Origin of the sequence: Mesorhizobium sp. M1E.F.Ca.ET.041.01.1.1 (genome assembly GCF_003997355.1) — a bacterium.
In the GTDB taxonomy this organism is placed as follows: Bacteria; Pseudomonadota; Alphaproteobacteria; order Rhizobiales; family Rhizobiaceae; genus Mesorhizobium.
Genome location: NZ_RZSL01000173.1, coordinates 1 through 10528 on the forward strand (window position 1 = coordinate 1; position 10528 = coordinate 10528).

8 protein-coding genes and 2 pseudogenes are annotated in these 10528 nt (G+C 64.6%); 6 read left to right on the forward strand and 4 right to left on the reverse strand.

All coding sequences use genetic code 11. The features are described from left to right. Both EOA38_RS40390 and EOA38_RS16190 read left to right on the forward strand, forming a co-directional pair. Positions 1–77: pseudogene (locus EOA38_RS40390) on the forward strand (N-acetyltransferase); the annotation flags it as partial. A gap of 369 nt (positions 78–446) precedes the next feature. After that, positions 447–1505, forward strand: a complete 1059-nt coding sequence (locus tag EOA38_RS16190; protein WP_127299671.1) for a dipeptidase — start codon at positions 447–449, stop codon at positions 1503–1505. Positions 1506–1513: 8 nt separating this feature from the next. On the opposite strand, the gene EOA38_RS16195 is transcribed toward EOA38_RS16190, so the two are convergent. The 4 genes and pseudogenes from EOA38_RS16195 to EOA38_RS16215 form a co-directional block, all read right to left on the reverse strand. Beyond that, entirely contained in the window at positions 1514–1771 is a 258-nt protein-coding gene (locus EOA38_RS16195) for a hypothetical protein (protein WP_126091581.1), read from the reverse strand. 1 nt (position 1772) lies between these two features. Then, a pseudogene (locus EOA38_RS16200) lies at positions 1773–3007 on the reverse strand (aminomethyltransferase family protein). 241 nt (positions 3008–3248) lie between these two features. After that, positions 3249–4823, reverse strand: a complete 1575-nt coding sequence (locus EOA38_RS16210; protein ID WP_127299672.1) for an NAD(P)/FAD-dependent oxidoreductase — start codon at positions 4821–4823, stop codon at positions 3249–3251. Further along, complete coding sequence (locus tag EOA38_RS16215; protein ID WP_127299673.1) at positions 4810–6429, reverse strand: NAD(P)/FAD-dependent oxidoreductase; 1620 nt, start codon at positions 6427–6429, stop codon at positions 4810–4812. Before EOA38_RS16215 ends, EOA38_RS16210 begins: the two co-directional genes overlap by 14 nt. Positions 6430–6645: 216 nt before the next feature. Here EOA38_RS16215 and EOA38_RS16220 point away from each other — a divergent pair, with 216 nt between their 5' ends. The 4 genes from EOA38_RS16220 (at position 6646) to EOA38_RS16235 (ending at position 10474) form a co-directional block, all read left to right on the forward strand. Next, a complete protein-coding gene (locus EOA38_RS16220; RefSeq protein ID WP_127299674.1) occupies positions 6646–7440 on the forward strand; it encodes a class I SAM-dependent methyltransferase in 795 nt (264 codons plus the stop codon). A 27-nt stretch (positions 7441–7467) separates the two neighbouring features. Then, on the forward strand, positions 7468–8133 hold the full coding sequence (gene betI, locus EOA38_RS16225) for a transcriptional regulator BetI (protein WP_245480848.1): 666 nt from the start codon (positions 7468–7470) through the stop codon (positions 8131–8133). A 65-nt stretch (positions 8134–8198) separates the two neighbouring features. After that, on the forward strand, positions 8199–9281 hold the full coding sequence (locus EOA38_RS16230; protein WP_127299676.1) for an ABC transporter substrate-binding protein: 1083 nt from the start codon (positions 8199–8201) through the stop codon (positions 9279–9281). Positions 9282–9397: 116 nt separating this feature from the next. Beyond that, on the forward strand, positions 9398–10474 hold the full coding sequence (locus tag EOA38_RS16235) for an extracellular solute-binding protein (RefSeq protein WP_127299677.1): 1077 nt from the start codon (positions 9398–9400) through the stop codon (positions 10472–10474). Positions 10475–10528 lie beyond the last annotated feature (54 nt).

Sequence of the window (10528 nt, forward strand, 5' to 3'; positions counted from 1 at the left end):
AGATCATCCCGCTCTGCCCCTTCGCCAACGCCCAGTTCCGCCGCCATCCGGAATGGGCGGACGTGCTGAAGCAGTAAGCGCGGCGTTCCCTTCTCCCCTTGTGGGGTGAGCAGCCGGTTCGTCGAAGACGAATTCATCGTGCCAGTGGCACGATGAAAGGCCGGCGAACGCCGGGACGCTGCGAAGCAGCGGGGACCCGGCAGGGTGGATCGGCCACCCCCGGCCCTTCGCAGGCTCAGGGCGTTCGAAGCTCGAAAAGCCAAGCAATTGGCTTTTCGTCCGCTAACGCGGACCGCTTCTCACCCCACGAGGGGAGAAGGAAGAGGCCCAGCCACAAACGCGAACACGCCTCTGGCATTTGCGCAGTTCGGCCATCTTGCCTAAGTAGACAGTTCGTTCGGACGAAACCTCCGTCCCGCCTGTCACCGAATTGAATGGCTTCCCTGATGACCGAAACCGACCTCATCCCCGTTTTCGACGGCCACAACGACACGCTGCTTCGGCTCTACCAGTCGAAGGAAGCGGATGTCGAAAAGCTGTTTATCGAAGGGACGCCGGGCGGCCATATCGACCTGCCGCGCGCCAACAAAGGCGGCTTTGCCGGCGGCATGTTCGCGATCTTTCCGCCGCCGGTCGAAAAGACCAAGCGCAGCGCCGTGCCGCCGGCGCCGAGCGACGACGAACCTCTGCCGCCGGAACTGCCGCGCGCCGAGGCGATCACCTCCACCATCGGCATGGCCTCGATCCTGTTCAGGCTGGAGCGCGCCGGCGCGCTGACCGTCTGCCGCAGCGCCGGCGATATCCGCGAGGCGATGGCGAAGGGCTCGATCGCGGCGGTCTTCCATATCGAAGGCGTCGAGGCGATCGACCCGGAGCTCACCATGCTCGACGTGTTGCACGCCGCCGGCCTGCGCTCGCTGGGCATCGTGTGGAGCCGTCCTAACGCTTTCGGCAATGGCGTGCCGTTCCGCTTCCCCTCCTCGCCCGATACCGGGCCTGGCCTCACCGATGCCGGCAAGGTGCTGGTCAAGGCCTGCAACCAGCTCAGGATCATGATCGACCTCTCGCATCTCAACGAGAAGGGTTTTCGTGACGTGGCGGCGCTCAGCGATGCGCCGCTGGTCGCGACCCATTCCAACGTGCATGCGATCTGCGGCCATTCGCGCAACCTGACCGACTGGCAGCTCGGCGCGATCCGCGAAACGGGCGGCATGGTGGGCCTGAACTTCGCCACCGGCTTCCTGCGCGAGGACGGCCGCATGAATGCCGACACCGGCCTCGACATCATGGTGCGCCACATCGATTCGCTGCTGCAGGCGCTCGGCGAGGACGGCGTCGGCCTTGGCTCCGATTTCGACGGCGCCATGATCCCGGCAGTGATCGGCGACGTTGCCGGCCTGCCCAAGCTCATCGACGCGCTCGCCGCGCGCGGCTTCGGACGCGCGCTGATCGAGAAGATCGCTTATCGCAACTGGTTGAATGTGCTCGAGAGAACCATAGGGTAGGACTACGCCTACTGCGCGTAGCCGATGCGCTTCAGCCATTCCTTGTCGACGCCGCGGTCGCGGATGATCGGCAAGGGGTCCTCGTGGTCGAGCCTCGCGCAGATGCGGTAGACCTCGAGCGTCTCGGCGTTCATCTCGCCGCGCTTGAAGAAATACATCGCCGCCGCGTAGCGGGTGCGGCCGGACCCCATCTCGCCGAGCGGCGTGTTGACCAGCTCCCACTGCTCGGCGGCTTCCGCCTCCGCCTCATCCGCTTCGCTTGCCATTTTAGAAATCCGCCGGCGGGTTGGCGGTGCGGCGGTCGAGCCTGATGAAGGGCCGCGGCGCGATCTTCGCCCGCTTCATCAGCTTCTGGTACTGCAATTCGCGCATGGCATAGATCTCGACCCAGAGGTCGTCGACGATCGTGTCGCCATAGGGCCTCTGCAACGAGGCGATGGCGATGTTGCGCTTGGCCATGGGCGACCACATCGCCGAGCTCACCAGCCCGACCTCCTGGCTTTTGCGATAGTAGACGATGGCATGCTCGGCCGGGACGTTGCCTTCGATCTCAAGCCCGACCAGCACGTGGCGCAGCTTCTTCCTTGCCCGGGCTTCGAGGATGGCGCGGTGGCCGTTGAAGTGGCCTTTCTCCGGATCGACCATGAAGCCGAGGCCGATCTCGTCCGGCATGCGCAGGCGGTCGGCGCGGATGGCGTGCTCGGCGGTGGTGAAGTCGGCATTGGCGACGATCAGCCCAGCCTCGAGCCGGGCGCGGTTCAGCGCCGTGTAGCCGATGGCGCGGATGCCGCGCAGCTCGCCAGCCGCCATCAGCCGGTCCCACAGGCTCAGCGCCTTGCCGGCAGGCACGAACAGCTCATAGCCGAGGTCGCCGGTGAAGCCGGTGCGCGAGATGGTGACGGCAGCGCCGTCATGCGCGAACTCGGCGAGGTCGAAGACCTTCAGCCGTTCGACGTCGGCGAAGCCCGCGTCGCGCAGGATGGCGAAGGAGGTGGGGCCCTGCAGCGCGAGCCCGGCGACGGCCTCGGTCTCTTCCTCGACGATGACGTCGTAGCCTATTGCGCTGTCGAGCAGCCAGGGCAAATGCCGCTCCTGCGAGCACAGCCGAAAGCGCGTCGACGACAGCCGGAACAAGGTGCCGTCGTCGAGCACGAAGCCCTCGTCATCGCACAGGCGGTGTAGTGAACGCGGCCGGGCTTCAGTCTGGTCACGTCGCGCAGCGTGACGCGGTCGAGATAGGCTTCGGCGTCCGGGCCCTCGATCCGGTATTTCGTCATCGGCGAGATGTCGAAGAGCGCCGCCTGGCTGCGGATGGCGAAATATTCGAGCTCTTCGTCCCACAGCGAATGCGGTGCGCGGTAGCCGGCCCAGTTGTACCAGTCGTTCTTCAGCGCCAACGCGTCGATGCGCTGCTGGAAGGGCGTGTCGTGCCGGAGCGTGCGGAAGTGGGATTGTGCCAGGGTGCGGGCGGTCGATGGTTGGATGGTGGGATGATGGTTCATGACGGCGTTCCTTCGCGCCCCCCTCTGTCCTGCCCTTCCTCCGCAGCAGCTGCGCTGCAGCTTCGGAGGGTGGACCGGACATCTCCCCCACAAGGGGGGAGATCAGCCGTGCCAATCTCGAACGTTGGAAAAGGGGGCGCCGCCGGGCGAAGCTGCCGATCTCCCCCCAAGTGGGGGAGATGTCCGGCAGGACAGAGGGGGGCGCCGTAGAGTGCGACTTCAGCGATTTGCAAAAACATCCCTAGGCCCTCATCGCAATAATGCGGCGCGCGGCGTTGAGGCCGGGCGCGCCGGAAATGCCGCCGCCCGGATGCGAGCCGGCGCCGGCAAGGAACAGGCCTTCGAGCGGCGTGTCGTAGCCCGACCAGCCGGAGACGGGCCGCGACATCAGCATCTGATCGGCCTGCAATTCGCCGTGGTGCCAGTGGCCGCCGGGCATGCGGTAGCGCGCCTCGAGGTCGGCCGGCGTCAAAAGCTCGGCATGGCGCACCGTCGCGCCGATCCCCGGAGCATAGGCTTCGAGCTGCGCCATGATTGCGTTCAGGAATTGCGGCTTGCCGGCGGTCCAGCCCTGCCTCAACGCATAGGGCGCGTATTGCACCACGGCCGAGAGCACGCAGGCGCCGGATGGCGCCAGCGTGGGATCGGCGAGGCTGGGCAGCGTGATCTCCATCACTGGCTCGGGTGAGAACTCGCCATATTTCGACGGGTTGAAAGCGCGCTCGACATGGTCGGGCGAAGGGGCGATGACCAGCCGGCCCTTGGGGCCAGCGGCGTCGACGCCGGTGAATTGCGGCGGCCGGTCGAGCGCCAGATGGAGCTTTGCCGCGTCGCCCTTCATGCGGATGTTCCTCACCTTGCGAACAAAGCCGGTGTCGACCTCGCGCGGCCCGACGAGATCGAGGATCGTCGTTGCCGGGTTGATTGCGGAGACGACCGTCTTGGCCCGCAGCGTCTCGCCGCCTTGCGTGACGACGCCGACGGCGCGGCCCTTCTCGACGATGACCTTGGCGACCGGCGAGGTTTGGCGGATCGAGACGCCAGCCTTTTCTGCAGCCGAGCGGATGGCGGCGACGACGGCGCCCATGCCGCCTTTCGGTAGTATCTGCGCGCCGGCAAGGCCGCCGATCTCGCCGGTCAGCCGGTAGTAGAGGCCAAGCAGCGAGGTCGGCGAGCGCGGACCGAGATGGCTGCCGAGCGTCGCGTCGAAGGCGAGCAGGCCCTTCAGCCTGTCGTCCGAAAGCTGCTCGTCGAGCAGGTCGCAGACGTTCATCAAGAGCACGCGCAGGAAGTCGCGCATGTCTTCCTTGCCGAGCCGCTTCAGCGCCAGCGCGGTCTGGCCGAGCCCGGTCATCTCGGCGAGCGACATGCCGGCAGGGTCCGGCGGCCGGCGCGACAGGAAAGGCTTCAGCACGCCGGCATAGCGCAGCAACTGCGCGCGCAGATCCCTCCAGGCGGACTGCTCCGACGGGGTGGCGCCGGTCAGCACCTCGCCATAGGCGCCGTGCAGCACCAGCGGACCGTTCTTCGACAACGCGACCGAGGGCACGAAATCGCCGCGCTCGACCTTCAGCCCATGGCGTTCCAGCTCCAGTGTCTTCACCACATCGGGGTGCAGGCGGTTGAGCAGATGGGCGACCGCGGAGACTCGGAAGCCGGGCGCGAATTCCTCGGTGCGCGCCGCGCCGCCGACATCGTTGCCGGCCTCGAGCAGCAGCACCTTGCGGCCCGACTTTGCCAGCATGGCGGCGGCGACAAGGCCGTTGTGGCCGCCGCCGATGACGATGGCGTCCCAATTCACTTCAGATGACGTCATGGGCCGGGCCCATATGCAGGGTTGGCTTGGCAAGATCGCGCAGGATCTCGATGGCAGCGTTGCGTCCGGGCGCGCCCATGACGCCGCCGCCCGGATGGGTGGAAGAGCCGCACATGTAGAGACCGCCGACAGGGGAGCGGTATTGCGCGTAGCCCGGCACCGGGCGGTTGAAGAGCAATTGGTCGAAGGTGAGTTCGCCCTGAAAAATGTTGCCTTCGGTGAGGCCGACCTCGGCCTCGATCTCGCGCGGCGTGCGCACTTCCATATGGACGATGCGGTCACGGAAGCCGGGCGAATATTGTGCGATCTGCGCAATCACGCTCTCGGCGAAGCCGTCGCGGTCGGCGTCCGTCCAGTCGCGGCCGTCTATCCTGGGCGGCGCATATTGGATGAAGCAACTCATGAAATGCTTGCCGGGCGGTGCCATGGTCGGGTCGAGCGTGGTCGGGATCACCATGTCGAGGAAGGGATCGGCCGACCAGCGTCCGGCCTTCCAGTCGTCATAGGCGCGCTCCATGCGCTCGATGGAATCGGTGAAATGCATGTCGGCGCGATAGACCGGCGAATCCTTGGGCAAGGCCGGGAATTCGGGCAGCGAATCCAGCGCGATGTTGACCTTGCCGGACGAGCCGCGGATTTTGAAATTCCGGACACGGCGCAGGAAGATGTCGGGCAGTTCCTTTTCCTCGACCAGCTTCAGGAAGGTGCGCTTGACGTCGGCGTTGGAGATGACGAGCTTGCCGTAGACCTCCTCGCCGCCGGCAAGCACGACGCCCTTGGCCTTGCCGTTCCTGATCAGCACGTGGTCGACCTCGGCGCCGGTGCGGATGGTGCCGCCAGAGGCCTTGAGGGAGGCGGCGAGCGCCTTGGTGACGGCGCCCATGCCGCCGCGCGCATAGCCCCAGGCGCCGACCGAGCCGTCGACCTCGCCCATATAGTGGTGGAGGAGCACATAGGCCGTGCCGGGCGACATCGGTCCGAGCGCCGTGCCGATGATGCCGGAAAGCGCGAAGTTCGCCTTGATGACGTCGGTCTCGAAATACTCGCCGAGGAAGTCGGAGATCGACATCGTCCAGAAGCGAAGCGTCAGCGCCATCTCCTCGGCCGTGAGACCGGCGAATTTCCGGCCGAGATAGAGCAACTCGCCGAGGTCGCGCGGCTTGAAGCTGGTCGGGTCGGGCGCGGTGCGCATCAGCAGCGGCTGGATGAAGCGGCACTGTCTTGTGACGTCGCGCGAATAGCGGTCATAGGCCTCGGCGTCGCGCTTGGAAAAGCGCGCGAACTCGCGGCGGTGCGCATCGTGGTCGCGGTAGTTGGCGAGGTAGTCGCCGTCTCGGGTGAAGACCGCGCCGCCCTCATAGGAGATCACCTGCAGGCCGAAGCGCGGCAGCTCCAGGTCGCGCATGATCTCGGGCCGAAACAGCGAGCAGACATAGGAGTAGTTGGAATAGAGAAAGCCCGGCGTCAGCTCGCGACTGGTGGCTGCACCCCCGACCCAGTCGTTCTTCTCGACCACCAGTACATCGAGCCCGGCGCGCTGCAGGTAACAGGCGTTGACCAGCCCGTTATGGCCACCGCCGATGACGATCGCGTCCCATGTCTTCATGCGCGCTCTCCCTCCATCCGGCCGCCCCTTCATTTTTTTGATGATCTTGACCCTGATTGCCCGAATTTGGCACGGCTAACGGCTTTTTGTCCAGCTATATTGAATGAATGTTCAACAAATGGTGTTGCTTTTTCCCCTTGATGCGCTAGGCTTTCCACGCATTTCTGGGCCTGCATGACCGAAAGGGCCAAAATCGGCTTTGGGGCTAAAAGATCGATGATCGAAACGGCTGACGCCGAGCCGGAATATGAGGATACCGCCATCCGCTTCCTCGAAGCGCTCTGGGGCGACGGCTATCTGTCGCCGGGTGGTCCCGAAGAAGTCGACCGCGTGGTCGAAGGCCTGGCGCTCAAGGGCAAGACGATTCTCGATATCGGCTGCGGCGCCGGCGGCATCACGCTGCATCTGGTCGCGCGCCATGGCGCGGCGCATGCGACCGGTTTCGATGTCGAAAGGCCGGTGATCGAGACGGCAAGGCGGCGCGCCGCCACGCAAGGTCTCGAAGACCGCGTCCGCTTCGTCCAGGCGCCGCCGGGGCCGCTGCCTTTTGCGGACACTTCCTTCGATGTCGTCTTCTCCAAGGACGCGCTGTTGCATGTGCCGGACAAAGACGCGCTGTTCGCAGAAATCTTCCGCGTGCTGAAGCCGGGCGGCGTGTTCGCCGCGTCGAACTGGATGATCGGGCATGACGGCGAGCCGTCGCCAGAGATGAAGGCCTATGTCGCAGCCGAGGGGCTCTCCTTCGCCATGGCTTCGCCGGCGCGCTACGCCGAAGCGATGCGGCGCGCCGGCTTTACCGACATCACCATACGCGACCGCAATCCATGGTACCGCGAGGTCGCGCGGGAGGAACTGGCTCGCCTCAAGGGACCGCTTTATCGACCCGTCGCCGCCGCGGTCGGCGCGGCCTATGTCGACAAGAACATCCGGACCTGGGAGGCGATGCAGAAGGTGCTTGACAGTGGCGAGCACCGCCCCACTCATCTGCGCGGTTGGAAGCCGGTTGGGTAGCCGGCAATGCTGGAGACCGTCACGCTCATGAAGACTGTAGAGGCCGGGGACATCGCCCCCGAACCGGCGCGAAAAGGCGATGCCGAGAAGCGCGGCCGCAAGGCCTCGAAAGAGGTCCGGCAGCTGCAACTGATCGAGGCGACGATCGATTCACTGGCCAAGCGCGGCTATGCCGAAACGACGATGGCCAATGTCGCGGATGGCGCAGGCCTGTCGCGCGGCATCGTCAACTTCCATTTCGAGAGCAAGGAAAAGCTCCTGATCGCCACGCTGCAGCACATGTATGACGAGTATTCGGCGCATTGGCGCACAGCCTTGCAGAAGGCGGGCAACGATCCGGCGCGACAATTGCAGCATCTGGTGTGGGCCGATTTCGATCGATCGATCTGCAACAAGCGCAAGCTCGCGGCTTGGCTCGCCTTCTGGGGCGAAGCCAAGTCGCGGCCGATCTACCAGGCGCTGAGCAGCTCGCGCGACAATCACTACCAGCAGGTCTTCATCGATCTCTGCACGACGCTCAAACAGAGCGGTGGCTATGCCTATGAGCCCCAGGCCATCGCGCTGGCGCTCAGCGCCATGCTCGAGGGCCTGTGGCTGCGGCTGATGATGGGGACGGAGGACACCACGCGCGAGACCGCACTGCAGGCGGCGAACGCGTTTTTGGCCGCCGCCTTCCCGAAACACTATGGCTAGCAAAAGCCGGGGGTTCTCAACAGCCGGCCTACAAGACCGGCAAGACCAAAAGAGGATGGAACAGCATGAAGAATCTTAGCCGACGTCTGACTTTGACCTTGGCGCTTGGGAGCGCGATCGCGGCTTCGGCGGCGGCGTTCGCCGTCGCCGCCGACAAGGACCTGACCGTGTTCGACTGGTCCGGCTACGAGGACCCGAGCTTCCACGGCAAATATATCGAGAAGAACGGCGACTCGCCGACCTTCGCCTTCTTTGGCGACGAGGATGAGGCTTTCGAAAAGATCCGCTCCGGGTTCAAGTCCGATCTAGGCCATCCCTGCTCGCAAAGCGTGGTGAAGTGGCGCGAAGCGGGACTGCTGCAGCCGCTCGACACTTCGAAGATCACCGGCTGGAAGGACCTCAATCCCGGCATCATGGCGATGAAGGCCCTCGCCACCACGCCCGACGGCAAGGCCTGGTTCATGCCCTGGGACTGGGGCGACACCCAGCTCACCTACAATTCCGATAAGATCGCCGAAAAGGACGTGCAGTCGCTGAAGACCTTCGCCGATCCGAAATACAACGGCCGGGTCTCGATCCCCGACAATGTCGACGACGCCTATGCGCTGGCCAGTCTCGCCATCGGGTTGAAAGATTGGACCAAGATGACGGACGCTGAGTTCAGCCAAGCGTCCGACTTCCTGCGCCAGGTGCACAAGAATGTCCGCTCCTACTGGACCGACACCACTGACATCGTGCAGCTGCTCTCGGGCGGCGAGGTCGACCTCGCCTGGGCCTGGAACGACGCGACGGTGCAGTCGGTCAAGGCCGGCGTGCCGATCAAGTCCAAGAAGGACACCGACGAGGGCATCTCGACCTGGGTGTGCGGTTACGTGCTGTTCAAGGACGCGCCCGGCAACGTCGACAAGGCCTATGACTATCTCAACGCCGTCAACGATCCGGACGTCGCCAAGGTGCTGGTGAAGGACTGGGGCTATGGCCAGGCCAACGCCAAGGGCATGGCCGGCGTCGACCAGGCGGTGCTGAAGGAAAAGGGCTACGACAACGTGGAAAAGTGGGTCGACAAGACGCTGTTCCAGCAGCCGCTGCCTTCCGAGCTCAAGCTGAAGATGATCGCCGAATTCGAGAAGATCAAAGCCGGCTATTGAGCGCTGGCTTGAAGTCTCGCCCGCTCCGCGTCCGAGCGGAACGGGCAGGCTCGCCAAAAACGCTGAATTCTCCTAACTTCCGCCAATGCGTTCGCGACGGGGGAGTTTTTCGCACCATGAAATTCGTGTTTCGCCGTTTTGCGCTTGCGGCCGTCGTCACCCTCGGCGCCGGTGCGGCCTATGCGCTCGCCGAGGGTGGCGGCGATCTCGTCGTCTTCGACTGGTCGGGCTATGAGGATCCGCTGCTGCATCCAGCCTACACCGCCAAATACGGCGCCGAGCCGAGCTTCTCCTTCTTCGGCGACGAGGACGAGGCGTTCGAGAAGATGCGCGCCGGCTTCAAGGCCGACATCGCGCATCCCTGCTCGCAGAGCGTGGTGAAGTGGCGCGAGGCCGGACTGCTGCAGCCGCTCGACACATCGAAGATCGCCGGCTGGAAGGACCTCAATCCCGGCATCATGGCGATGAAGGATCTGGCGACCACCGCCGACGGCAAGGCCTGGTTCATGCCCTTCGACTGGGGCAACACCTCCCTGCTCTACCGCACCGACAAGGTGACGGCGGACGAGGCGCAGTCGCTGAAAGTCTTCGCCGACCCCAAGTTCAAGGGCCGCGTCACCATCGGCGACAATGTCGACGATGCGTATGCGCTGGCAAGCCTGGTCATCGGGCTGAAGGACTGGACCAAGATGACCGACGAGCAGTTCAGCCAAGCTTCCGCGTTCCTGCGCGACGTGCACAAGAACATCCGCTTCTATTGGACCGACGACACCGACCTCAACCAGGCCTTCACCGGCAACGAGGTCGATCTGGTCTGGGGCTGGAACGAGACCTATGTGACGCTGAAAGGACAAGGACTGCCGATCGAGATGAACCGCAACACCAAGGAAGGCCTGTCGACCTGGGTGTGCGGCTATGTGCTGATGAAGGACGCGCCGGGCAAGCTCGACCAGGCCTATGATTTTCTGAACGCCGTCAACGCGCCCGACGTTTCGGAGTATATGGTGAAAACCTTCGGCTACGGCCACGGCAACAATGCCGGCATGGCGGCGATGGACCGGAAGCTGCTCACCGACCGCGGTTTCGACAATCTCGACAAGTTCCTCGACAAGACGCTGTTCCAGCAGCCGGTCGCGCCGGAGCTCAAGCAGCGGATGGTTGCCGAGTTCGAGAAGATCAAGGCCGGCTATTGAGCAGCAAGATCGAAAGGACCGACGTCATAGTCGTCGGCGCCGGCTTCACCGGCC

What these genes read in the sequence shown, in the direction of transcription:
- EOA38_RS16190 (WP_127299671.1), top strand. Translation starts at nt 447, where the DNA reads ATGACCGAAACCGACCTCATCCCCGTTTTCGACGGCCACAACGACACG.
- EOA38_RS16235 (WP_127299677.1), top strand. Translation starts at nt 9,398, where the DNA reads ATGAAATTCGTGTTTCGCCGTTTTGCGCTTGCGGCCGTCGTCACCCTC.
- betI (WP_245480848.1), top strand. Translation starts at nt 7,468, where the DNA reads ATGAAGACTGTAGAGGCCGGGGACATCGCCCCCGAACCGGCGCGAAAA.
- EOA38_RS16230 (WP_127299676.1), top strand. Translation starts at nt 8,199, where the DNA reads ATGAAGAATCTTAGCCGACGTCTGACTTTGACCTTGGCGCTTGGGAGC.
- EOA38_RS16215 (WP_127299673.1), bottom strand. Translation starts at nt 6,429, where the DNA reads ATGAAGACATGGGACGCGATCGTCATCGGCGGTGGCCATAACGGGCTG.
- EOA38_RS16210 (WP_127299672.1), bottom strand. Translation starts at nt 4,823, where the DNA reads ATGACGTCATCTGAAGTGAATTGGGACGCCATCGTCATCGGCGGCGGC.
- EOA38_RS16195 (WP_126091581.1), bottom strand. Translation starts at nt 1,771, where the DNA reads ATGGCAAGCGAAGCGGATGAGGCGGAGGCGGAAGCCGCCGAGCAGTGG.
- EOA38_RS16220 (WP_127299674.1), top strand. Translation starts at nt 6,646, where the DNA reads ATGATCGAAACGGCTGACGCCGAGCCGGAATATGAGGATACCGCCATC.